Source organism: Desulfosporosinus sp. FKB, assembly GCF_002196705.1.
Taxonomy (GTDB): Bacteria; Bacillota; Desulfitobacteriia; order Desulfitobacteriales; family Desulfitobacteriaceae; genus Desulfosporosinus.
Genome location: NZ_NADJ01000013.1, coordinates 1 through 25325 on the forward strand (window position 1 = coordinate 1; position 25325 = coordinate 25325).

General features: G+C 41.8%; 22 protein-coding genes and 1 riboswitch. Of the genes, 20 read left to right on the forward strand and 2 right to left on the reverse strand.

The window, feature by feature from the left end; translation table 11 throughout:
• The first annotated feature begins 132 nt into the window (after positions 1-132).
• The 17 genes from thiC (at position 133) to B5Y67_RS03415 (ending at position 19890) form a co-directional block, all read left to right on the forward strand.
• Positions 133-1431 (forward strand): phosphomethylpyrimidine synthase ThiC, encoded by a 1299-nt coding sequence (thiC, locus tag B5Y67_RS03335; protein WP_088225136.1) that lies wholly within the window; start codon positions 133-135, stop codon positions 1429-1431.
• A gap of 19 nt (positions 1432-1450) precedes the next feature.
• Entirely contained in the window at positions 1451-2731 is a 1281-nt protein-coding gene (gene bzaB / locus B5Y67_RS03340) for a B12 lower ligand biosynthesis ThiC-like protein BzaB (protein WP_088225137.1), read from the forward strand.
• Positions 2732-3374: 643 nt separating this feature from the next.
• Positions 3375-5477 (forward strand): BglG family transcription antiterminator, encoded by a 2103-nt coding sequence (locus B5Y67_RS03345; protein WP_088225138.1) that lies wholly within the window; start codon positions 3375-3377, stop codon positions 5475-5477.
• A 15-nt stretch (positions 5478-5492) separates the two neighbouring features.
• Positions 5493-5750, forward strand: a complete 258-nt coding sequence (locus tag B5Y67_RS03350; protein ID WP_088225139.1) for a hypothetical protein — start codon at positions 5493-5495, stop codon at positions 5748-5750.
• A 6-nt stretch (positions 5751-5756) separates the two neighbouring features.
• Positions 5757-6077, forward strand: coding sequence for a PTS sugar transporter subunit IIB (locus B5Y67_RS03355; RefSeq protein WP_088225140.1), 321 nt, complete (start codon positions 5757-5759; stop codon positions 6075-6077).
• Between the two features lie 180 nt (positions 6078-6257).
• Positions 6258-7565, forward strand: a complete 1308-nt coding sequence (locus tag B5Y67_RS03360; RefSeq protein ID WP_088225141.1) for a PTS transporter subunit EIIC — start codon at positions 6258-6260, stop codon at positions 7563-7565.
• Positions 7566-7625: 60 nt separating this feature from the next.
• Complete coding sequence (locus B5Y67_RS03365; RefSeq protein WP_088225142.1) at positions 7626-7967, forward strand: PTS lactose/cellobiose transporter subunit IIA; 342 nt, start codon at positions 7626-7628, stop codon at positions 7965-7967.
• A 210-nt stretch (positions 7968-8177) separates the two neighbouring features.
• Positions 8178-9146: a 6-phosphofructokinase gene (gene pfkA, locus B5Y67_RS03370; RefSeq protein WP_088225143.1), complete on the forward strand. Its 969-nt coding sequence runs from the start codon at positions 8178-8180 to the stop codon at positions 9144-9146.
• 50 nt (positions 9147-9196) lie between these two features.
• On the forward strand, positions 9197-9460 hold the full coding sequence (locus B5Y67_RS03375) for an HPr family phosphocarrier protein (protein WP_088225144.1): 264 nt from the start codon (positions 9197-9199) through the stop codon (positions 9458-9460).
• 94 nt (positions 9461-9554) lie between these two features.
• Entirely contained in the window at positions 9555-11249 is a 1695-nt protein-coding gene (ptsP, locus tag B5Y67_RS03380; RefSeq protein ID WP_170932567.1) for a phosphoenolpyruvate--protein phosphotransferase, read from the forward strand.
• 135 nt (positions 11250-11384) lie between these two features.
• Positions 11385-12746: a glucose-6-phosphate isomerase gene (locus B5Y67_RS03385; RefSeq protein WP_088225146.1), complete on the forward strand. Its 1362-nt coding sequence runs from the start codon at positions 11385-11387 to the stop codon at positions 12744-12746.
• Positions 12747-13278: 532 nt separating this feature from the next.
• The gene (locus B5Y67_RS03390) at positions 13279-13458 is read left to right on the forward strand and encodes a hypothetical protein (protein ID WP_088225147.1); all 180 of its coding nucleotides are present in this window, start codon (positions 13279-13281) and stop codon (positions 13456-13458) included.
• 137 nt (positions 13459-13595) lie between these two features.
• Positions 13596-14114 (forward strand): GNAT family N-acetyltransferase, encoded by a 519-nt coding sequence (locus tag B5Y67_RS03395; RefSeq protein ID WP_088225148.1) that lies wholly within the window; start codon positions 13596-13598, stop codon positions 14112-14114.
• Between the two features lie 489 nt (positions 14115-14603).
• Positions 14604-16769, forward strand: a complete 2166-nt coding sequence (locus B5Y67_RS03400; RefSeq protein ID WP_088225149.1) for an LUD domain-containing protein — start codon at positions 14604-14606, stop codon at positions 16767-16769.
• Between the two features lie 2 nt (positions 16770-16771).
• Positions 16772-17800 (forward strand): LUD domain-containing protein, encoded by a 1029-nt coding sequence (locus B5Y67_RS03405; RefSeq protein WP_088225150.1) that lies wholly within the window; start codon positions 16772-16774, stop codon positions 17798-17800.
• A 46-nt stretch (positions 17801-17846) separates the two neighbouring features.
• Positions 17847-19136, forward strand: coding sequence for an MFS transporter (locus B5Y67_RS03410; RefSeq protein ID WP_088225151.1), 1290 nt, complete (start codon positions 17847-17849; stop codon positions 19134-19136).
• A 58-nt stretch (positions 19137-19194) separates the two neighbouring features.
• The gene (locus B5Y67_RS03415; protein WP_088225152.1) at positions 19195-19890 is read left to right on the forward strand and encodes a FadR/GntR family transcriptional regulator; all 696 of its coding nucleotides are present in this window, start codon (positions 19195-19197) and stop codon (positions 19888-19890) included.
• 337 nt (positions 19891-20227) lie between these two features.
• Here the strand turns inward: B5Y67_RS03415 and sfsA are convergent, their stop codons facing one another.
• Both sfsA and B5Y67_RS03425 read right to left on the reverse strand, forming a co-directional pair.
• Entirely contained in the window at positions 20228-20914 is a 687-nt protein-coding gene (gene sfsA, locus B5Y67_RS03420; RefSeq protein ID WP_088225153.1) for a DNA/RNA nuclease SfsA, read from the reverse strand.
• Positions 20915-21040: 126 nt separating this feature from the next.
• Complete coding sequence (locus B5Y67_RS03425; RefSeq protein WP_088225154.1) at positions 21041-21826, reverse strand: lysophospholipid acyltransferase family protein; 786 nt, start codon at positions 21824-21826, stop codon at positions 21041-21043.
• 377 nt (positions 21827-22203) lie between these two features.
• A riboswitch (cyclic di-AMP (ydaO/yuaA leader) is annotated at positions 22204-22339 on the forward strand.
• Positions 22340-22590: 251 nt separating this feature from the next.
• Between B5Y67_RS03425 and B5Y67_RS03430 the strand changes: the two genes are divergently transcribed.
• From B5Y67_RS03430 to B5Y67_RS03440, 3 genes are read left to right on the forward strand one after another with little or no spacing between them, the layout of a single operon-like run.
• Positions 22591-22965 carry a YopX family protein gene (locus tag B5Y67_RS03430; RefSeq protein ID WP_088225155.1) on the forward strand — a complete coding sequence of 125 codons (375 nt, stop codon included), beginning with the start codon at positions 22591-22593 and terminating at the stop codon, positions 22963-22965.
• Positions 22966-23015: 50 nt separating this feature from the next.
• Positions 23016-23726: a response regulator transcription factor gene (locus B5Y67_RS03435; RefSeq protein ID WP_088225156.1), complete on the forward strand. Its 711-nt coding sequence runs from the start codon at positions 23016-23018 to the stop codon at positions 23724-23726.
• Complete coding sequence (locus B5Y67_RS03440) at positions 23723-25294, forward strand: HAMP domain-containing sensor histidine kinase (RefSeq protein ID WP_088225157.1); 1572 nt, start codon at positions 23723-23725, stop codon at positions 25292-25294. The genes B5Y67_RS03435 and B5Y67_RS03440 overlap by 4 nt, the downstream gene beginning before the upstream one ends.
• Positions 25295-25325: the final 31 nt, after the last annotated feature.

The window sequence follows — 25325 nt, forward strand, 5'->3', positions numbered from 1 at the left end:
GCCATACTCAATTTCTCTGAATTAAGCATTCAATGCAAGTTCTATCCTTGATAAGTTCTTTTGGTGAATTAGCAATTCTATGAAAACAAGAGGAAAACCAAGAAAAATCAAATTTATATAGGGAGGATAATGATGAGTTTGTTAACGAAAGCGTTGGAAGGAATAATTACACCTGAAATGGAGCAGGTAGCAGCCCGGGAAAAAGTCTCACCGGAATTTATCAGACAGGGAGTTGCTGCTGGTACAATAGTAATCCCTTGTAATATTCATCATAAGACTATTGTTCCTATAGGGATAGGAAATGGGTTACGGACAAAGGTCAGTGCCAGTATCGGTCTTTACGGTAGTAAAGCTACAATTAGTGAAGAAGTTGAAAAGATCAAAACAGCTTTAGCAGCAGGTACGGATGCTCTGATGGATCTAAGCGTTAGCGGTGATATCGATACGATGCGTAAAGAGACACTAAGTTCTGTTTCCGTTCCGGTTGGATCACTTCCTATATACCAGGCTATCGCTGAAGCTGGGGAAAAGTACGGTTCGACCGTGAAAATGGATGCTGAGGAAATGTTTGAGGTCATTGAACGGCATGCGGCAGATGGAGTTGATTTCCTAGCCTTACACTGCGCAACGACCATGGATATTGTGGAACGAGCGAAGAGAGAAGGCCGCATCGACCCTTTGGTAAGTTACGGAGGTGCTCACTTAATTGGTTGGATGATCGCCAATCAATGTGAAAATCCTCTTTATGAACAATATGATCGGGTATTGGAAATCGCCAGAAAATATAACGTTACTCTCAGCCTGGCTGACGGGATGCGGCCGGGTTGTCTTGCTGATTCTTTAGATGGAGCCCAGGTTCAGGAACTGGTTATCTTGGGCGAACTGGTCAGGCGTGCTCGGGAGTCTGGGGTGCAAATCATGATTAAGGGACCTGGACATATGCCTCTTGATCATGCGAAGGCGACTGTTACTCTGCAAAAGAGCCTTTGTAAGGGAGCGCCATATTTTGTTTTTGGGCCATTACTGACAGATATCGCCGCCGGTTATGACCATATTAATGCTGCTATCGGAGGCGCCCTCAGTGCCTGGGCAGGCGCGGAATTTCTTTGTTATGTTACCCCGGCTGAACATATTGGGGTACCCAGCGTTGATCAGGTACAGGAGGGAGTCATAGCCGCACGGATCGCTGCACATGCCGGCGACCTGGCCAAAGGGATGAAAGAAGCCCATCAATGGGATCTGGAAATGTCTATGGCTCGGAAGAACCTGGACTGGAAAAGACAACTGGAATTGGCACTTGATCCGCAGAGAGCAAAAGAGATCAGGAAAACCCGAAATAGTGGGGAATCCACGGCTTGTGCCATGTGCGGGAAGTACTGTGCCATGGAAATTGTCGCTAAGTATCTGAACACAACAAAGCATAGCTGTTAAGAAGGGAAAGGTGGTTAAGATGACACAAGTTTTAAAAGCCCGTTCAGGAATCATCACCGAGGAAATGGAAGCTGTAGCGGCTGATGAGAATCTTGATGTGGAGTTTATCAGGCAGGGAGTTGCTGAGGGGAGAATAGTTATCCCAAGAAATAAAAAAAGGAAGGAATTTAAATACTGTGGGATCGGGGAAGGTTTAAGGATTAAGGTTAATGCCCTGATCGGCACCTCCAGCGATCGTGATGACATGGAAATGGAAGCACGAAAGCTAGCGATTGCGGAAGAAGCCGGTTGTGACAGTTTTATGGATTTAAGTACCGGAAAAAATATTGATGGAATGAGAAAACAGTCCTTGTCCCTAGCTCATGTTGCGGTTGGCAGCACGATGATTTACCAAGCAGGTATCGAAGCGATTGAAAAATACGGCAGTGTTGTCAACATGAGAGAAGAAGATATATTTGAGGTCATTGAAAGACAAGCGGCCGATGGTTTGGATTTTATGGCGATTCATTGTGCTCTGAATATGGACGTTATCAAACGAATGCAGACTACCGGACGGGTAACCGACGTGGTTAGTCGGGGCGGTGCTTTCCTCACTGGGTGGATGCTGCATAATCAGAAAGAAAATCCCCTCTACGAAAAATTCGATCGTGTGTTAGAAATATTAAAGGCATATGACGTAACCTTAAGCCTGGGCGATGCTATCCGTCCCGGCAGCATTGCCGATTCGTTGGACGGCGCGCAGCTTCAAGGCATGATCATTCAGGGGGAGCTTACCAGGAGAGCACAGGAGGCCGGTGTTCAGGTCATGGTGGAAGGACCGGGTCATGTTCCCCTTAACCATGTCGATGCAACTATGCGCGTGCAGAAACGGCTATGCAACAATGCCCCATATTATATTCTTGGAACCTTGGCGACAGATGTGACTCCAGGTTATGATCATATCAGCGGAGCAATCGGGGGAGCATTAATCGGTGCGTGTGGTGCGGATTTTCTCTGTTATTTAACTCCCGCCGAACACCTGGGGTTACCGACTGAGGAAGACGTCAGAACCGGAGTAATCACTACCAGAATGGCCGCTCATATTGCTGATATCGCCAAAGGCAATAAACAAGCTTGGGCTAGAGATCTAGAAATGGCCAAGGCCCGTGTTGCCCGCAACACGGACAGGCAGCTTAAGGCGGCTCTTTATCCTGAACAATTGAAGGCTGCTGCGGCAACTGCTGGAGACGACCACGGTTGTGTTGTATGCGGAACCGGATGTGCCGCCCAGGTCGCTGCCGAATATTTTGGTCTTGCTTAAATCTGTAAGAATATCCCCAATAAGATAATTGGCGTAGCAAGCAGGAAGTAATGAGATCAATAAACCGGATCCCCAAGAACCGGTGGACATTTTAGCCTTTTTTAACCGTCGATATATTATCGGCGGTATATTTTTATGTTTATGTATTAGAATAACTCATAATTCTGAGTCCAGACAATAGGCTTTTCCAGCGTTCTTTTACTTATTACTTAAGACGTACCAAAATAATCACTCTTGAGCGATTATTTTGGTATTGTCCGTATTTTTAATGAGTATTTTCTAAGAATGTCAGGGCTTAGCTTGCGTTAACGGTCAAATGGAAACTAATATAGCAATTATAGTTGACAACTGCCTGTCATGCGGCTTTCAGGATAATCATGAGTCTGAAATAGCTTTCAAAATACTATTGTTTAATGGAAAACTAAGGTAATAACTAATGATTTTAACTTTAAATAATAGAAAAGTGTCAGTACAAATATGACAATGTATAATTAAGTTCATATTGCTATGTATTATCTAACGTTTATAATAAACATTAGATAATTTAAATTATAAAACTCGAACAATTAAATTATTATTAAAAGTAATTAATATGATTAATCAATATATAGTTTAAATAATTGGTAAAGGTGGAAAGAACATAATGATTAAGCTTAGTTCTAGACAACTTGATTTGTTCCGGAAGCTGATTAACCGAGAAAATATAAAGGTTAAGGATTTTGCCCACAAAAATAATATAAGTGTTCGAACAGTTTACCGCGAAATTGACAATATTAATAAAGAAATTCATGCTTTTGGAGTTAAAGTTGCAAACGAGGCTGGAGGACTTGTCTTAAACGGAGATGCTGAACAACTTATTCATCTAAAATTGAATATTCCTGGGATTGGCTCAGTTATGAAGGTTGAGAACAAGAAAAATCTGATCCTCTTGGATCTTTTGCAAGGTAAAGAACCTATTAAGATACAATATTTTGCCAAAAAATTTAACGTATCCAGTGCAGCAATCAGTTATTACCTAAAAGATATTAAAGAATGGTTGGAGAGTAAAGATATCATTTTGGTTTCTAAACCGGGTGTTGGAATTTATATTGAATCTGATGAAGGAAATATTCGTCATGCCATCATTGATTTGTTATATCAAACTTACAGTACCGATGAATTAGTAAGCTTTTTGCAAGAAGGTTATGAACATCAAGCTTACCCTACAAACAACAAGCTCAATAATGAATTAAATATTAGATTATTGAACATGATGGATCATAACACTTTAAAAGTTATTGAAAAGGCTTTAATAAACTTAGAGACTGAAATGAATTACCAGATAGAAGATAGACTCTATATTGAGTTAGCGATTCATCTAGCCCTAGCAATTAAAAGGCTGCTTAACGGAGAAACAATAGATATTCAGAGTTCAACTTTAGAAAAATTAAAAGAATCGGAAGATTATATTTACGCCGAAAAGATTGCTCAGTATATTACCAGTGAAATTCCCATTGAAATTCCAGAAGCCGAGATCGGGTATATTACTATTCACCTTCAAGGATTAAGAATTGGCACTCAGGCCCTTCAGGTCGAGGATCAGTTTTTGACTACCACGACGAACAAAATTATTCAAAAGGCTTCTGTTGAATTTGGAATAAATTTTAGAGAAGATCAAACACTGTACAAGGACTTAAAATCTCATCTACTATATTCAATCTATCGCTTGAAAAACGGATTTAAGATCCGTAATCCTTTAATTCAGCAAATTAAAAATCAGTATACAACCGTTTTTGAGCAGTGCAAATTAACCTTAGTTAAAACTCTGCAAGACGATTTGGATCTCGAGATTAATGATGATGAAATAGGCTATGTTACGATGCACTTTCTCGCTTCGCGGGAACGTTTAAAGAATAAGACCAAAAAGATAAATGCTCTTTTGGTCTGTGCCAGTGGGATAGGAACTTCTAGAATGTTAATGGCCAAACTGAAGAAGATCCCTCAGTTAAATGTTGTATCAACGGCGTCTGTGCTTAAGATTAACGAAATGAAAGAGACTTTTGATTTAGATGTCATTATATCAACGGTGCCTATTCAAAGAGATGACATTAAGGTTGTTGTTGTTAATCCGCTTTTTTCGGAAAGTGATTTAGAAAAGTTGGAAAGTGAATTAAACGTAGGGATAACTGTCCAACCCCAGGAGCGAAAAATCGAGTATAAGAAAGACCAGTTAAGCCAATTGAGATATATCAAAGATTATAGTTCGCAAATTAGTGTTCTGACCAAGAATGTATGTTTTACAACGATGAGTTTTACCCAAGTCAAGGCTATTATTAAGGGGCTTTTAAATGAGCTTGTTGAGCGAAAATTATTGAATCAACAGCAGGCCTTAAGTTTAAGACGGACACTGTTGGATAGGGAAAAACTTGGGGCTATTATTATCCCGAAAAAAAACTTCGCCATTTATCATTGTGTCAGCTCTGAAATAGCGGAACCGATGATTGCCGTCGCTCAGTTGGACAAGCCTGTTAATCTGATAAATTTACTGGGCAAAAATGAAAAAGTGACAACGGCTTTTTTAATGCTTGCACCACTAAATGTTAAAGAAAGCTTGGAGGTCATCGGGGATATTTCAAGTTCCATTATCGAGAGTTCGGACTTTGTCTTCGAAATTAATCGCAGTTCAAACGTGGAGGACTGTCGTGCTTTATTGGAAGAAACTCTTCTTAAAAAGCTTTATATTCAAATAGAGAGAATCTTTTCTTAGAAGGAGGTGAGTAAATTGACATCAGAAGGCAAATTAATTTCAATTTCTAAAAAACAATTAGGGCTATTCTATATTCTCTTAGCTGCAGTTTGGTTTGGAGAATCTGCCAATGAAATTATTCACTACCGTTTCTTTGCGGGTGTAAGTTTGTTTGTCTTTGGAAGTTTATTTCTTATTGTTCTCTATCTAATTCAGAGTTACTTCACGAGAATGCTTCTGCTTTACCAGAAGAATTTAAATAGTTCCAGACATTCATTAAAAAATAGGAGGTAGTTAATTATGAAAGCGATTATTTTGTGCAGTTGGGGTGCCACATCAAGTTCACTGGCAAAGAGTGTAACAGATGAAGCTAAGAAGAGGAATCTGGACATTACCGTTGATGCAGGGGGTACAGGTGAATTTAAGAAAAAAGCGGCGGATTACACCGTTGCTTTACTTGAACCTCAGGTTAGGCATCTCAAGAAGGAGATCGAAGAGGCGGCAAGTAAATATGGAATTCCGGTAGATCTCGTAGATATGCAGGCCTTTGCCATGATGAACGGCAGTAAAGTACTTGACCAGATCCTGGAGTTAGCTAAAAAGGCAAAGCCAAGCAGTTAAAAGTAAGGACTTTTAAAGTCCTTACTTAGGTCAACGAAATTTTTCTTCCAGGATTAACAAGGCTGAATGAGAGTGAGGTAGCATACGATTGGTCTTGTCAGCTGGGGGATAAGTAAGTGGCCAATTTGTAAGGACATCATAGTCCCTATTTTAACGATAAATATTAGGGGGGCTAAATTAATGAAAAACAGCCGATTTATGCAGTGGATGGATGAGCATTTTATGCCTGTCTTGGCCAGAATTGCTCAAAACATCTATTTGCAATCGATTCGTGATGCATTTTGCATCTTTGCATTACCACTTATTATTACAGGTTCTGTTTTCTTGATTATCTCAAATCCACCCGTAGCCCTTCACTGGGGAATTATTACAGCCTGGAATAATGCTATTACACCCATCCAAGGCCAAATAATGACCGCATTTAATTTGAGTTTTGGCATTATGGCTTTGATGGTTGCCTTCGGGACAGCTTATAGTCTAGCTACGAGGTGGGACTTAGATGATGCTTTAGCTGGTATCCTCTCGATGGTCAGCTTCCTGATTCTCTGCTTTCCTGCAACAGATGTAAGCAAAGTCTCTTTCGGAGATGTTCTAAACTACCTCGGTGGTCAAGGATTATTTGTTGCGATTATGATTGGAATTATGACCGCTAAAATTATGAAGTTTTTCACGCAGAAAGGTCTCGTTATCAAGATGCCCGCCGGGGTTCCTCCCTATGTCGTAAGAACGTTTACAGCTCTTGTTCCGTTCTTTTTCATGATCACATTTTCTTGGGCACTTGAATGGATCGTATGGTCCCATATGCACATCACAGTTCCTCAATTAGTACTAGAGATCTTTAAACCATTAGTCGCAGTGTCTGACAGCTATCCGGCTGCGTTAGCTGAAATTATTCTCATGATGTTGTTATGGTCACTCGGGATCCATGGTATGAATGTTGTGTCTTCTGTAGCCTATCCGTTCTGGATGACCCAACTGGCAGCAAATGATGCTGCCCTCAAAGCCGGTCAATCGCTTCCCGGAATTGTTACCGAACCGTTCTTCCATATGTTTACACACATAGGTGGTTCAGGGTTGACATGGCCATTAACGATTATGTTCTTAATGTCAGCATCCAAACAGCTTAAGGGTATTGGCAGAACAGAAATCATCCCTGCTATCTTTAATATTAACGAGCCTCTTCTTTTTGGTGCCCCGCTTGTTTTGAATCCAATTATGTTCATTCCCTTAATCCTGGCTCCAGTTGCGGCTGTTACCATTAACTATGCGGCCTTTGCTTTTGATCTTGTACCGAGAATTGTTACGCAGCCCTCATTCACGACTCCGGTATTTGTTGGTGGTATCATTGCTACGGGTGGTTATTGGCAGGGGGCTGTTCTGCAGTTAGTGAACTTGGTTGTCGCTGCAATTATCTACTATCCTTTCTTCAAAATGTTTGAAAAGGAATTGGTAGAAAACGAAAAAGCAGCTGCACAAGAAGCTGCTTAAACGAAATAAGTCTTTACAAGTACCAATTTCCAGAATTATAAATTTTGGGGGGGCATAACTGTGAACATTGAAAACAAACTTGACCTGGAACAGATCATCTTAAATCTTGTCCTGCACGGCGGCAATGCCCGCGGCAAAGCTTACGAAGCTTTGGATGCTGCTGAAGATGGTGATTTTGCACAAGCAGAAAAAAACCTCGAAGAAGCTGATCAGGAATTTTATGAAGGCCATAAATACCAGAATCAACTTATTCAAGGTCAATTAGAAAAGGACACTGCACCTAATTTCCTTGTTATTCATGCACAAGACCAGCTCATGACTGCTCTTGCCGAAAAGAACCTTATAAAAAGACAAATCGCTCTTTATAAACGTGTTCATGAATTAGAAAAGAAAATTCGATGAAGTACGCAAATTAAGTATAAATTAGATTAGAAAATAAGGAACTAAGCAAGTTTTTCGGGAGATTCAGCATTCAGTTTAAGGGGTGGTTCTTTGTACGATTGTTGCCAAGCAACGAACAGAGAATACCCCTTTAAATAGTACAAGCTTGAAACAGCTTGATACGTATTTGCAATTACTTCAAGAGCGTTTTTTGGGTGAGAGGTGATACTATTGGGTGATATAAAAAGGATTGGCGTGTTGACAAGCGGTGGGGATGCTCCTGGTATGAACCCATCTATTCGAGCCATAGTTCGCAAGGGAATTTACCATGGCTTGGAAGTTTTCGGGATTAAAAGAGGGTATGAGGGTTTAATTCACGGGGAATTTCAGGCAATGCAGCTGGGTTCAGTGGCAGATATCATACACCGTGGAGGAACAATTTTAATGACAGCACGCTGTGCAGATATGAAAACAGAAGAAGGTCAGTACGAAGCAGTAAAACAGCTCAAGTTGCATGGCATTGATGCTTTGGTTGTAATTGGCGGAGACGGTTCTTTCCGAGGTGCGCAAACATTAGCCGGTCGGGGAATTAACGTTGTGGGAATTCCGGCGACCATTGACAATGATATCCCTGGCACCGATCTGACTTTGGGTTTTGATACGGCTGTAAATACTGTGCTGGAAGCTGTGAGTAAGATCAGGGATACAGCGACTTCCCACGAGAGAACGTTTATCGTTGAGGTCATGGGCAGAAATTGCGGCAGCATTGCTTTACAGGCAGGACTCGCCTGTGGTGCGGAATCGATCATAGTTCCTGAAGTAACTTTTCAGATAGAAGAGGTTATCAGAAAGCTGCTCCAGGGACATCAAAGGGGTAAAAACCATAGTATTATTCTGGTGGCCGAAGGGGCAGGCAGTGCTTACGAAATCGGAGCCAAAATTAAGTTAAAAACCGGTTTTGATACCAGGGTTACGGTTTTGGGACACTTGCAAAGGGGTGGAAGTCCCAGTGCTGTTGATGCAGTGTTGGCCTCTGCTATGGGCGGTAAAGCTATCGAAATCTTGCTTTCCGGAGCGAGTGAGCGCATGACTGCTTATGTTAATCGCGAAGTTGTGTCACTTCCCTTAGAGGTTGCCTATGGTCCGAGGCCCTCATTTGATAAAGTTTTGTATGATCTAGCCAACGAATTGGCAATCTAAGAAATAACCTACAACTTGATTTTTAATATCACTACAAAGGAGACTGTCAAATGATTGAAAAAGAATATATGTTAACGAATCCGCAAGGTCTTCATGCCAGACCAGCCAGTTTGTTGGTGCAGGCGGCTACCCAAAGTAAGTCAGCGGTCACCCTTATTAAAAATGGCAACGAATATAATGCTAAGAGTATTCTGGGAATTCTGAGTGTGGGAGCCCAGAAAGGGGATAGTCTTATAATTAGGATTGATGGTCCGGACGAAGTGGAGACGGAAAACAAGATTCAAGCTTTGTTTGCTGGGAATTTTGGTGAATAGGTTAATAATAGGGAGTTTGAGAACCAAGAAAGATTAAGAGAAAAATTGAAATTGAATGTATGAAGCCTAATTTAAAAATGGAGGGTCAAAAATAATGGGGATAGGGGTATCACCCGGAATTGCCATAGGGAAAGCCTTAGTGCTCAAAGAGATTCCCTCAAATTTGCCAAAACAAAGCTACCATAACAATGAGGAAGAAAACCAACGTCTGGATAAATGTCTCAGTACGGTGCGTCATCAACTGGAAAATATCCGAGTGGAAGCAGAAGCTAAATTGGGAGATATGGCCCAAATTCTTGATGCTCAAATCTTGGTCACTCAGGATGAAGAACTCCTGACGTTTGTGAGGGGTAAATTAAAAGAAGGTTTGACTGCTGAAGCGGCTGTTTACGATGGTGTGGAATTTTACGCCAATCTTTTGGCTAATATGGATAATGACTATATGCGTGAACGGGCTGCCGATATTAGGGACGTGGGTCAGAGGATGATCCGTCATCTCTTGGGATTGGAACAATCCAATTTAACTCATTTGACTGAAAGCTGTATAATCGTTGCCCATGACCTGACACCGTCCGATACGGCGACGATGGACCAGGAACGTGTCCTGGGTTTCGTCACGGATATTGGAGGTCGAACATCCCATACTGCGATCATGGCAAGAACGCTGGAGATCCCTGCTATTGTCGGTACGGTTGACGGGACGAGCATTATCAAAACCGGAGATATGATGGTTTTTGATGGTGAAAGCGGGGAATTAATCTTGAACCCCAGTGAAGAAACCTTAAAAGTTTATTCTGCTAAGCAGAAACAGGATCGGGAAAACAAAGCAAGGCTGCAGACACTCAAGGAGCAGCCCTCAATGACGCTGGATGGGCGGAAAGTGATAGTTGCTGCTAACATCGGAACGCCTAAAGACTGCGAAGGAGCACTGAAGCATGGAGCCGAAGGAGTAGGATTATTTCGGACGGAATTTTTGTATTTGAACCGAGATACCCTGCCGAGTGAGGAGGAACAGTTTCAAGCGTATAAAGCAGCCCTGGAAGCGATGGCCCCAAACTCAGTAATTATCAGAACCTTGGATGTGGGTGGGGATAAGGAGATTCCGTATTTGGGCTTGGCCAAAGAGAGTAATCCGTTTTTGGGATATCGGGCGATCCGAGTATGTTTACGCCAGACCGAAATCTTTAAAACTCAGCTGCGTGCCCTTTTGCGAGCAAGTGTTTATGGTAAGCTTGGGATAATGTATCCGATGATCTCCGGCCTGGCTGAAGTGCGTCAGGCCAATGCGATCCTAGCCGTTGCCAAAGCAGAATTGGCTGCTGAAGGAATTGCTGTTAGTCCGGATGTCGAGGTAGGCATCATGATAGAGATTCCGTCTGCCGCAGTGATCTCGGACATTTTGGCTAAAGAAGTGGATTTTTTTAGTATTGGAACCAATGATTTGATTCAGTATACGACGGCCGTGGACCGCTTAAACGAAAATATCGCTTCTCTCTATTCACCCTATCATCCGGGGGTGTTGCGTCTGGTGCAAAAGGTTATCGAAAACGGACACAAGTCCGGGATCTGGGTCGGGATGTGCGGCGAAGCTGCCGGAGATACAGCTTTGATCCCCTTGCTCCTGGGCATGGGACTTGATGAATTCAGCATGAGCGCCATATCTGTCCTGAAAGCAAGGGAACTCATCGGACAGCTGAATTATGCCGAAACGCAGGCTTGGGTGCCTGAAATATTGGCCATGGGGACGGCAGAAGAGATCAAGGAAGCTTTGTTGTTAAAGTCGACCTAAAGGAAATCACGGAAATCTGCCGGAAGGCTGGCTGTAGGTGTTTCTGTTGAAGGGGAACTTGGGACTATCGGCGGTACAGAAGATGATCTGTCCGTTGTTGATGATTAAATAAAATCCTATATTAGGAGATTAAACATGCTCGATAAAATTGAATTTGATTATTCTTATGCCCTGCCTTTTCTTAAGCAGGAAGAAATTATGAATATGCAGCCCTATATCTCACTGGCCCATGATTTGCTTCATCTAAAAATGGGAGTCGGAAGTGAGTATACTGGATGGGTTGATTGGCCCCTTAACTATGATAAAGAAGAATTCGCCAGGATTAAACTGACTGCGCAAAAAATAATTGCTCAATCCGATGTATTCTTGGTTATTGGCATTGGGGGTTCTTATCTGGGAGGAAAAGCGGCCTTGCAGATGTTAAATCATACTTTTTACAAGCAGTTACCCGCGAGCAAAAGAACAACTCCGGAAATATATTTTGTTGGTCAGCAGCTAAGTTCGGTTTACTTGGCTGATCTTTTGGAAGTATTAGAAGGAAAAGAGATTTCCGTTAATGTCATCTCTAAATCAGGGACTACCACCGAACCGGCCGTCGCCTTCCGGATTATCCGCGAATATATGGAGAAAAGATACGGGAAGGATCAGGCGAAGGAGAGAATTTTTGTTACCACAGATCAGAAGCGGGGAGCCCTTAAACAAATGTCTGATGGAGAAGGGTATGAGAGTTTCGTTATTCCTGATGATGTCGGAGGAAGATATTCCGTCCTGACGTCTGTAGGGCTTTTGCCGATTGCCGTTAGCGGTGTTGACATTGATCAAATCATAGCTGGTGCTCAAGAGGGACATCGCTTATATTCGCAGGTTCCGCTGGAGGAAAACCTGTGTTATCAGTATGCAGCTATACGAAATATATTTTATCGCAAAGGAAAAAGTATGGAGTTATTGGTAAACTATGAACCAAATCTCCAATATTTTGCTGAATGGTGGAAGCAATTATTTGGGGAAAGTGAAGGAAAGGATCAAAAGGGAATATTCCCAACCTCGGTACACTTTACTACTGACCTGCACTCCTTAGGGCAATATATTCAGGATGGGCTGAAAAATTTATTTGAAACTGTAATTTTTGTTAAAAAGACTAGAGCTGAACTGATTGTACAAAAGGAAATAAATGATCTTGACGGTCTCAATTATCTTGCTGGAAAGAGTCTTCAATTTATTAATCAACGGGCCATGGAGGGGACTGTGTTAGCTCATACTGATGGAGGAGTTCCAAATCTGCTTATTCAAGTTCCCGAGATTAATCCCTATTATTTTGGCCAATTGGTATACTTTTTTGAAAAAGCTTGCGGAATCAGCGGTTATCTCCTGGGGGTAAATCCCTTTGATCAGCCCGGTGTAGAGGCTTACAAGAAGAATATGTTTGCTTTATTGGGTAAATCAGGATTTGAAAAAGAAAGAACTGAACTCGAGAAGAGATTGAGAAAATTATGTTAGGCGTTAACACTCCCTCCTTGATATCCGATATCCGCATTTTGGAAGCTTTCGCGCCAGTTGGGCGCAATCTCCTGCCAGGCGGATAGATGATGAATTTTTAATAAATGACAATAGTCAACAATTCCAAAAATCTGACTATTGTCTCCAAAGATTGGCCTTAAATGGAGCTTGAAACGAGTAAGGTTATGTTATGTTATGTTATTCCAATGCTTCTTGAGAAGTAAGAAAGTTCTTTGTTTGCTCATTACTAAGTTGTTGATGCATCGTTAATGTTATAAGTGAAATTGTATTTTGATTAAAAAGGGAACACCAGAACGTTTTCACACGTTCTGGTTAATTTTTTGGGATGTTCGCGTTTATGACAGGAATATCAGGAAATTTGTTGAATCCTAGGTTGAATCCTAGATAGAGGAAAATTATGGGATGCCCTTTCATTAACTTAATATAGATACCCGTATAGGGGGTTTAGGAGCTTATGCATCAAATGAGAACCTAAGCTTTTCTTCATATTTAATTGGATGGATATATAGAAATGCATGACGAAATGATGTTTGATATAACTTCACAAGAAAAGGCAAAGGGGTTTTTGAGCAATTTTTCAAACATGAGTATAGATAATATTGAAAATTACATTAGTAATAATGCTGAAGATTATAATGTTGACGTTTTTGTAGAGAAACAGGTGCTTGGGGACATTGGAATATCCAACTAGAATAATAAGCTCTAAAAGGAGTTTCTGAATAGCTCTGTAAGTTCCTATTTATGACCCTATGTTTTGAAGTCAAGATGCCCGATTTATATTTATAGAGGAAGGTTAAGAATGAATACTTACATGAAACAGAAAGACTAATATTAAGACAATTCACTATTGATGACGCAGAAGAAATACAATCTATCTTCACCCAACCTCATATATTAAAATGGATGCCTGATTGGGAAATATCCCTGGAAGAAAGAAAGGGATGGATAAGATGGGTGGAAGAGGAGTATTTAAGAGCAAGCAAAAATAGTGTCAGAATAATGCTTGCCATTACCCTAAAATCAAATCAAAATCTTATAGGTATGGTCGGCATTGGAAATAAAGAGGAAGTCAATAACGAAATTGAAATAGCATATTTTGTTTCAGAAAATTATTGTCACAATGGATACATAGGTGAGGCTGCAAAGGCTATGGTAGAATGGGTATTTACCAACTTAAAACTTGATTATCTAATCGCCATTGTAGAGCCTGATAATATTCCCTCCCAAAGAGTCGTTGAAAAGTGTGGTTTTATCAAGCTTGCGACAAAAATGGTTATAAACTCTGGAGAGACCGAAGAAAAGCCATTCTATTATTATCGCTTGGTTTATACAGGGGCGGTTATGTAAAAGCATACGGCAATATTTTGGAAGTTTATGATACGATAGATTTATACCTGGCTAAAAAATAACAAATTTGAGTAAATTCGAAGTTTTTCTTTAGTCATCCTTGCTATCTGCTAAAACAAGTAGAGAAAAGGGGATGAAATGAGAAAGAACTATTTTGCAAAATTAGTAAACTTAATATGAAATATCTTAGCTAGTCAAGCCACACGTCGTTCTAATAAAAGGGTGTGTGGCTTTTTCCACATAAATGTCAAAAAATAGGAACATTGAATAACAAAATAATCTAACCATCTGATTGGATCCATAAAGTAGTTTTCTTCTTGTTTGAAAAGGTAATAAGAAGATTCCAAAATTTACTTTAATCATTTAAAAATTAGTGTATAATTATATAGAACAATAGATTAATAGAAGATGTGTATCATAAAAGACCTTTTGAAGGTTTTTTGTTTTACTCAATTGGTCCAACCACTAAACCACTGAGGAGGAGATTTTGTGGGACAAGATACTTACAAAATTATAAAAAATAAGGTTTCAGAAGGTCTTCAGGATTTAGAGTCGCGCAAAGGCCGGTTTCGGGCTTTTGAAGCAATTCGGCCGGCCATGTTAAAGATGGTGCCGGATTATCCGGAACTTTCTAATCGTTTGCGGGAAATCAAAAAATACAGTATTGATCATTTAGAGGAAGTCATTGTTCAGGCTCAAAGGTCTTTAGAAGAAAAAGGATGTAACGTCTTTGTTGCTGAGACAACTGAGGAAGCCCAGAATTATATCGCCGGTCTGATTCCCCCTAAAGGACTGATCGTCAAATCAAAATCTAATGCTGGTAAGGAAATTAATATTTCACACCACCTTGAAGATCAAGGAGCTACTGTCATAGAGACAGATCTTGGGGATCGGATTAACCAGCTCGCCAAGAGTGAGGCAAGTCATTCCTTAGCACCTGCTATTCATATTCCTATTGAGCGAGTTACTGAAGTTTTTTCCGAAGAAGCAGGAACTAAGCTGGAGTGTACTCCAGAAGCTTTGGTTGTAGCAGCTCGCCAACGTCTGCGCAATTATTTGATTAATGCGGATATAGGAATCTCCGGAGCTAATGCGATTGCCGCCGATACAGGCAGTATTTTTCTGACGGAAAATGAAGGGAATATTCGTGCTGTGACGATGATGCCTAAAACTCATATTGTGATTGCCGGCGTTGAGAAAATTGTCCCGACCTTGGAGGATGCTCTTCAAGTTGTCCGAGCTGCTGCAGTTTACGGTGTTGGACAAGATATCGGAACCTACGTTTCGGTAATTTCCGGGGTAAGTGAATCCCTTGATCCTGATTTAGATCAGCAAGTACACGGACAGGGACCTAAAGAAGTTCATGTTGTACTATTAAAAAACGGACGTCAGGAAGCCATTCGAGCGGGTTATAAAGAGTCACTTTACTGTATTAACTGTGGTAGCTGTCTGAACTTTTGTCCTGTCTATGCAGAGGTGGGCAGCCGGTATGGATATAAGTACCTTGGAGGACGCGGCTTGGTTTTTGCGGCTTTTCACGGAGACTTAGAAAAATCAGAGAAAAACGGTCTATCCCTTTGTATTGGCTGTCAAAAGTGTAAGACGGCTTGTCCTGTGCAAATGCCCACTCCTGAGATGTTGTGGAAGCTTCGAAAAACTGCAGTTGAGAAAGAAGGGGTGGGTTGGAAAAAAGAAGCTATTTTCTCCATGTTAACTAAATCAAAATCCCTTCCTACGGTTACTAAACTTGCCGCGACCTTCGGCAAATTTGTTTTAAAGGATTCGGGTCAGGGAATGAGTTCTCGTTTACCCTTGAGTTCCTTAGGTATGCCAAAAGAACGAGTTATTCCCAAACTTACTGGAAAGTCCTTTTTGACGAAGGCTAACCCCAAAACTATTACTCAACCCCTTAAAACGGTAGGCTTTTTTCCCGGGTGCGTGGTTAACTATTCCGAGACGGATTTAGGTGAGGCCCTTTTACACGTTTTGGCAGAAAACAATGTAGCCGTTAAGCTCGCTCAAGAAGATGTGTGTTGTGGAATCCCCAGTATTGTCAGCGGGGATATGGCTCATGCCAAAGCTATGGCCCTTAAAAACATTGAAATGTACAGCAAATTTGAGATGGATGCTTTGGTTTTCGTTTGTCCAAGCTGTGCGGTGGCCTTTAAAGAAGAGTACCCTAAGCTTTTTGCTGACGATTCTCCTGAGATTCAGAAGAAAGCGCAAAAACTTGCTGAGAGTGTACGAGATATTAATGAATTTCTGTTTCATGATATACAATTAAAAGCTCCAGATAAAAAAGTAAGTGAAAAAGTAACCTATCATGATCCCTGTCATTTGGCACGGAGTATGGGTGTGAAAGAAGAACCACGCAATTTACTGCAGCAAATTCCGGGTTTGGACTATGCAGAAATGAAAGATGCTGATACTTGTTGTGGTTTTGGCGGGTCATTTAGTTTAAGTTTCTACGAACTTTCACATCGAATCAATGAAGGAAAACTACGGACTATTGCTGATACTCAAGCAACGATATTGGCTACGAGTTGTCCAGGATGTATGGTGCATTTTCGGGATGGAATATCCCAGAACAACATGAAGCAAAAAGTGCTCCATACGGTACAGTTATTAAGTCAGGCTTATGGAAGGAGGCTGTAAGGATGAGTGAGGCAAAAACAACTGTAAAGGCTCAAAGAATTTTAAATAACATTGACTCCAATCGAAATAATCTTATCCAAAAATATCCCAGGCTTGCCTCTCAAGTTAACGAAATTAAATCAGAGGTTGTCAAGAATTTTAAAGAACATGTAGAGAAAGCAATTTCATCTTTGGAAAACAAAGGATGTCATGTTCTTGTTGCGGCTGATTCGGCGAACGCTCAACAACAGGTTTTAAAAATTCTTGCCGGAAATAAGCAGGTCGCCATAAGTAAGAATCCTATTTTTTCGGAGATCGGTCTGAGGGATTTCCTAAAAGCAAACGGTGTGGAGGTTAAGGATACTGATCTCGGAGAAAGATTAGCCGGTACGGCAATTGATGTCCATCCCTGGATTGCTACGCTTAATAAAGAGATAACTGACCAAGCATTGGTTGCTCAAGTAAAAGATGAAATCAAACGCACAGTATCAAACTTAGAATATGGAATCACAGGTGCTGAGGCAATCGTGGAACAAAATGGAACGATTACCCTCTTGGAAAGTGAAGGGAACGTCAGATTTACCTCAAATCTTCCCTATAATCATATAGTGGTTACCGGTATGGATAAGATCGTTCCAACACTTGAGGATGCTTTAACGGTTTGTCGGACAATGAGTGTTTATGGGTTAGGAAAAGATATGCTTAGTTATATCTCCTTTATCAATGGTCCCAGTCGGACAGCTGATATCGAATTCAAAATGGTCCAAGGTATGCATGGCCCCAAAGAAGTCTATGTCATTTTAATCGATAATGGTCGTTTGGCTGCAGCAGAAAGCGGGGAGGGGGATGTACTGAAATGTTTAAACTGTGGAAGTTGTTTGGTTAATTGTCCCAAATATCTGACGGAAGGACTGGAAAGGGGTTATCGTTATACGGGTAAAAGGATGAAAGTTCTGACAGCTTTTTTAGAGGGGGGGCCTAAAACAGAAACTACAGATTGTGGAGATTGCCGGAAATGTAACGAACTATGTCCGGTCGGTATTCAGGTTTAGACATAAAAAATAATTTGCCTAAACGTACGGGGAGGATGAAAGTGAGATGGAAATAAAACCAACGAAGATTCGCTGGGTTCTGGGAGTATTTCTTTTTGTACTGGGATTTGTGGCTTATATGGATCGCGTTAATTTGTCCGTCGCTGGTCCTATGATTATGAAAGAGTTTCACTTTGACAAAGTTCAGTTCGGAATGATGCAAACCTTATTTTTTATCGGTTATGCTGTCATGCAAATTCCTGGTGGAATGGTCGCAGAATATTTTGGAGCACGGAAGGCCATGACCTTGGCAATTTCTTGGTGGTCGGCATTTACATTTTTCACAGCAGCTTCAAGTAATTTTTTGACGTTTGGTATTGTGCGTGCTCTGTTTGGCGTTGGTGAAGGACCGCTTTACCCAGGAGGCAGTGTTTTGGTCAGAAATTGGTTTAATGCTAAGGAAAGGGGAACAGCTAATTCTTTTATTTTGGCAGGTTCTTTTGTTGGGCCTGTCCTGGCTCCGGCGGTTACCGTAGCGGTTATTACGACGTTTGGCTGGAAAGCTATTTTTTATATCTTTGGAGGAATCGGAGTTTTAGTTGCGTTGGGTTGGTGGCTTATTGCCCGTGATTATCCTAAGGATCATCCCCTTGTTAATAAGTCTGAGCTGGCAATAATTATGGAAGGCAAAACTAATCCGGAAACGACGAAAAAGGAAATGGCTCCTTGGCGAAACTTCATTGGTTCTGTCCAGTTCTGGGCGATTGGAATTGAATACTTTGTCGCGGACTATATTATGTATGTTTATTTGTCCTGGCTGCCTATCTATTTAATGGAAGCCCAGAAATTTTCTCTGAAGCAAATGGGAATCGCAGCAGCTTTTCCGTGGCTGGCTTTAGCTATTACGACCTTATCAAGTGGATTCTTAAGCGATCGACTGATTGCCAAGGGAGTTTCGGTTAATCGAGTACGGACTGCTTTTGGAGCAATTGGTTTAGTAGTGTCCAGCATAGCCTTGTATTTGGCTGCAGGATCAACAAATCCGATTATTACAGTGGTTTGGCTTTCCATATCCCTAGGGTCATTAGGATTTACGTTTAGTTCCTCGTGGGCAAGCTGTAATGAATTGGGACAGAAATTTACGGGTTCAATATCAGGCTGGATGAATCTCTGTGGTAATATCGGAGGTGTGGTAGCACCCACTCTCACCGCAATTATTGCGCTTCGTTATGGATGGCAGTGGGCAATTTCAGCAACTGCATTCATTGGAGTTATTGGAGTGTGCGCCTGGTTCCTTGTTCGTCCGGATCAGCCATTAGTAATTACAACCCTTCATAAAGAAAACAAGGCAGCTTAATAAGTTGCCATGGAATTCCGATTTCGTTTTTGATACACTGGTGTCATGGAGGGTCTTCATGCAATTTGAAAAAGTTAAGCCGCACCGGACGTATCAAGAGGTATTAAAACAAATTAATAATCTAATTATCGAAGGAAAGTTGAGTCCCGGCGATCGTTTGATGGGAGAACGGGAGATGGCTGCAGAATTGGGCGTAAGCCGTACAACACTGCGCGAGGCTTTGCGAACTATGGAACTTTTAGGCTTGGTAGAAATTAAGCCGGGGGGCGGGACGTTTGTTCGTGATGTTCAGCTGGACTATGTGATTAACCCCTTAGCCTTAGCCTTATCTGTCGAACCGACTCGCCTTGATGAACTATGGGAAATACGTATTACCCTCGAGGCAGAATGTGCTCGCTTAGCTGCAGAGCGGGCCAGTGAGGAAAGCTTGCGTTGGATTGAGCATGCACTTAAGGATATGCAAAGAGAACATCATGACTTAGATGCCTATGCGAAGGCGGATATGCGATTTCACTATATGGTTGCCCAAGCTTCTCAGAACACTCTTATGAATCGGCTTCTCCAAACATTGGTTGTACATATTTTTGAGTTAATTAAAAGGGCTGGGCCCCTTCGTTTTAGTCATGACATAGGTGGACTTCGTACTGTTCAGGAGCATGTCGCAATTTATGAGGCGATTTCGCGTCATGATTCAGGAGAAGCGCAGAGCCTTATGCGGAGGCATTTAGAGGAAGCAAGAAACGAGCTTGCATAACGCGCCTATCTCTCGAATGTTGTACTCAATGAACATATTGTCTTCTGCTTCGGTATTGACTTCATTCGTAATTTTTTTGACACCGATATAAACAGTTTTTGGTTAACTACACCAATTGTACAGGAATTTAGTCTTCGCACTTAAATAATGGAAAATTGTAAAAACCGGGTAGGGGGCTGATCAATTAATGATCAGCCCCCTACCCGGTTAGAGGTAGAAAACGGGAGGTTACTGCCATCCATATACAGAAGAAGCATATTACCGGGCATTCTGCTGCCGCAATTATCGAAGAAGCTGAGAGAGACTTTGACCTCGTAGTAAAATAGTCGGTCTATTATCAAAAACGGACCTCTACCGGAGCTCCTATGCTTATCTCGTCATCAGAAACTATCGAATCATAAGCCAGGACCTTCACTCCTTTTTCACTTGCCAACCGCAGTGCCTTGGCAAATTCCGGATCCCTTAATTCAAAGGGGGTAAAATACTTTACACCCGTCATCTGGATGAGAAAGAAAATGAAACCGGCATACCCTTCTTCCACAGCCCTGATCATTTCGTAGATATGTTTGCAGCCCCTTTGAGTAGGAGCATCCGGGAACATGGCAATTCCCTCGGTTTCAAGTGTTACACCTTTAACTTCTACAAACCCTCTTAGTTCTTTAGTTTCAAAGTACAAATCAAATCTGGAATTATTATAAACTCTCTCTTTGGAGAGTTTTGTAACATCGGGAATCCCCTTAATTTTCCCTTCCTTAATACCTTGATATACAACCATATTGGGGATCTGTGAATCAATATTGATCAGAGCATCTCCCTTATATACGGCAATCAACGAGTACTTAGTTTTTCGCTCCTTATTTTTTGCTTCTTCCAAAATCACCGTTGCGCCTTCCTGGAGGATCTCTTTGCACCGACCTGTGTTTTTTACATGAACAATTTCTTCATGGTTGTCTAATAGGACATGAGCGATAAACCTATTAGGTCGTCTTATAAATTCAGCAACTTTGATAGATGGATACTTCAATGCTCGTTCCCCTTTATCTCTCGTTTGGTTTGACGGATTCTCGATTGATCAAAATAATAGCGTGCTTGAAACAGATCCCCCTATGATATGTGAACGTATCATAGGGGGTTAGTATGTCTCGCAGATTCAGGTGGTTTCCCAATCATTCAAATTTCTCTGTATAAAATCAACGATGGCTTGATGTTCATCCTTACCACTGCCTTTTATTGAGAATGGCTCGCCAAAATTCATGTATATAGGCTTATTCCTGCTTATTGGGCCCAAATCTTTAAGAATTTTGCCATATCCCCAGAAATCAGTTTTAATTGCTGCCGGAATTACTTTAACCCCAGCAGCCTTGGCTAATTTGATCCCTAAGGAATTAAATTTTTCAGGTTCAAAGGTTAAGGTTCTCGTACTCTGAGGGAATATGATAACAGATGTTCCTTTATTTAAAAGCTCTTTTCCTTTTTCCATGACTATTTTAAAGTCTTCCCGAGGGTTATCTCTGCCTACGACGATGGGATCTCTTGAACGCATGATTGAGCCAAAGAACGGATGTTTAATTAAGCTGTCTTTAACAACAAACGTCACATTCATGAAGGGTTCGATTAAGCAAGGAAATACAAAGGTTTCCAAGGTGCTCATATGATTACTGATAAATACAACCGGCTCATGACAAGAAGAGATATTATCTAACCCTCTTAAATGAAATTTACCGCCGCACCCCTCAATAATTTTTAAGATATCGATGCTCGATTTAACCCAAACAGCATCATCATAGCGTCCTTGATTCGCCAAAATACGTGCCCGGTTTATAACATTGACTACTCCGGCTACAAAAACCAATCGGGTATCCAGAACAAGACGGTCCCCCAAAAAACGTTTATTTGGAGGGGTGTCATATGAGTTAGTATGAAAGTAAGTCTGCAAAACGTGATACCTCCCCGAGAAATTATAATTAAATCCGTAATAAATTCCCGATTCCTAGGTCACATTGTATCATTATCCTCCGGACGAGTGAAGTAGTTGGTCGATAGTTGTATGGCACTTGTATGTACGGATAACTAATCAGCATAATCGTGTAATCTCCGGTTTGTAACATTTGTTCACACTTTCGTAAAACACGTTCATAGTTTGGTAAATACCATTTAATATGCCTCCGGTATAATTACGAAATGAGGCGAAGAATTCTTATCATTTTAACGCCTTCCAGTCAAGGAAACATTTTCCTTGACGAATAAGGTTGACACGCCTTGACTGCCAACTTATAATGCTAAAAAATAGTTGTCAGCCATTCCAACTAAATAGCTTAAGACGCGCTGAGTTCCGCACTTAGTGGAAACGGGGGACCCATATTTTCGGGGCGAATCCGGCTTAAGCCGGTAGGGCTATCTCTTAGCCCGAATCCATCAGCTAACTTCGTAAGCGCTTTCAAGAGAAAACTTCTGAAATAGGGTCCTGCGTTCAGTTTGTTAACGCAGGACTCTTTTATGCATTTTGAAAGGAGGACTGCCAACTTGCCGGTTCCTTCCGGGATATAAATCGGTGGATGAAATAACGGTCTAAGTTAAACATTTTAGGGAATATCCCGTTACGCTGAAAAATGAGTTTATTATTATTGGTACCCCCATAAAAAGTAATATTCTTAAGTATTACTAAGTGAGACACTATGGAGGTCTCAAGGAGGAAGTAAATTGAAAGAACTTAAATTCCGAGTTTGGGATAAGGTCAGACAAAAAATGTTTAAGCCTCAAGCCATTTCCTTTGATACACAGACGTTAGCTCCCTTCGCAGTCAGTGTGCCCGGTCGTTCGTGGGAACCGGCTGAAAAGTTTGACTTGCTGCAGTGGACCGGTTTGTCTGATGCCAAGGGTAGTAATGTTTATGAAGGTGATTTTATTAGCATTTCCTCGGTTATGTACCAGGTGATTTGGAATAAATCCATCGGCGGTTTCGAACTCTTGGAAGCAGGAAGCTCTTTTAAGCGAAACATTATTGATGTTGGAATTGGCGAGATCGTTGGAGATCCATACCAAAATGTCCCTTTGACTGTAACTTCAAGATTGTAAAAATGGGCTCAATGCTTTGTTGGAAAGGCTGCCGCCGAGGGAGGAAAAAAATGGCCTATTGTGGTAAGGTGCTGCTGGTTGACGATGACCAAAACGTTTTGGAACTGGTTAAATTATATGGTGAAAGGGAAGGTTTTAAAGTTATTGGTGTGAGCGACGGCGACTTGGTTCTCGCCGTATTCGACCGAGAAAATCCTGATGTGGTAATCCTGGATATCATGCTTCCTGGTCAGGACGGGTTAACCCTCTGTCGTAAATTAAGGGCGGTTCGGATGGTTCCGATTATCATGCTCACAGCTAAGGGGGAGGAAGCAGACCGCGTTTTGGGACTGGAAATGGGAGCCGATGATTATGTTTCCAAACCTTTCAGTCCCAGGGAATTGGTGGCCAGAATAAAAGCGGTCTTGCGCCGTACCCAACCGATAGAAAAAGCAACGTATTGGAAATTAAAATATCCGGGGCTGGAAATCCTGGCGGATACCAGGACCGTTTTGATTGATGGTGAAAAAGCGGAAGTTACTCCCAAAGAATTCGATTTGATGTATTACCTAGCCCTGAATCCGCGCCGGATTTTCAGCCGGGAGGAACTGCTTGCAGCTGTTTGGGGATATGATTTCTTCGGTGATCAGCGGACGATAGATGTCCACATCCGCAGGTTAAGGACCAAACTGGCATCTTTGCCGGTTGAATACTTGACTACCGTTTGGGGTGTGGGATACCAGTTTACACCTCCTGCCAAAGGAGGAGCGACCACGCCGTGAATAGTTATCTGGAGAAGGGCAGGGAAAAACTTCAATGGGTTATCCGAGCCCTCCATCGATTTGGGCTTCGTATTAAACGTTTACTTCAGGAACAATTCAACAAAAATCTTTACACTAGGATCTTGTTTACGAATGTCACAGCTTTTGTCATAGCTTTTATTGTCGTGATGCTTTTTTCCGGCTTTGTGGTTAAGCAGGTAACCTATGATCAGATTCAACAAGAATTGTTACGGGAAGCTAAACGAGTAAACTTTGCTTTACTCCAGCAAACGGACAGCGCATGGAGTGTCCCGTTTGATCAGCGATCAAACAGTCAGGTTCAGGCTCAGCAGGACTTCTTGAAATATCTGGCCGGTATCTTTGACGCTAAAATTACAATTTTTGATATGACAGGAAAGATTACAGCCACATCTGCTGAGCAGGAAATGGTGCCTGGCAGCCAAATCGATAACAAATACATTCAAATACTTCAAAAAGGTTTAATATCGACGACCCGATCTGTGGATCCGGATACCGGACAGCCAATCTTTGCTGCCGCCGTGCCCATGGGGAACAATAAGGGTAGTTTAACGAACGGTATTTTGCTGGAAACGAAATCATCCAATCTCGACCTTGCTTTAAGCAAAATGCGTTTTTACATGCTTCTCGGGGGTATGGTCATTCTGCTGTTTATTATTATCGTTTCTGTTTATCTGGCTATGTACATTTCCAGGCCAATTTCTCGTTTAACGGCTAATGTTGCTGAGATTAGCAGAGGGAGTTATGTTTTGAGCGATAGGGACCAGCCCTTGGACGAGATCAATGTTCTCGGCGGCCAGCTTAATAAATTGGCGGAACGACTGCAGAAGATTCAGACCGAGAGCAGCAGGATGGAAGAGGAACGAACCCGCTTATTTGCTGAGATATCTCATGAGTTACGGACCCCTCTGACGGCTGTCCAGGGCTTTGTTGAGGCCATCCGCGACGGCATTGTACAAGATGAGGCTGTCCAGGGGAGGTATTTAGACACGATTCACACGCAAACGGTTCATATCTGCAGACTGGTGGATGATCTTTTGGAATTAAGCCGTCTGGAAAGCGGCAATGTCACGGTAGAAAGACTACCCATTGACTTGAATGCTCTGGCACAGGGAGTGGCTACGTCCATGGAGCCAGTGGCCAATCGCACAAACATCTCGATTTTAGTGCTCAGGAAAAGCGAAAAGGCCATGGTACTTGGGGATGCTGACCGGATGGAACAGGTGATCAGAAATCTGCTGAAGAATGCAATCAGGGCTACGGAGAATGGTGCAATCAGGATTAGTGTGGAAAACCGACGGGGTAATATTCTGCTTAGTATTGAGGATAATGGGATTGGCATAGCACCTGAGGATCTACCGCATATCTGGGAACGCTTTTACCGGACCAAAAACCAACGTGATAACCGCATTCAGGAAAATGGGAGTGGCCTGGGTCTGGTGATTGTGAAAAAGATGGTACAGTTACAAGGCGGCAACATTGATGTGGTCAGCCAGTTGGGGAAGGGGACAACCTTTCACATCGATTTCCCAGCGTTTGAGCAGAAATGACTTGTTACCTCTGATACTCTTGCGATAGATT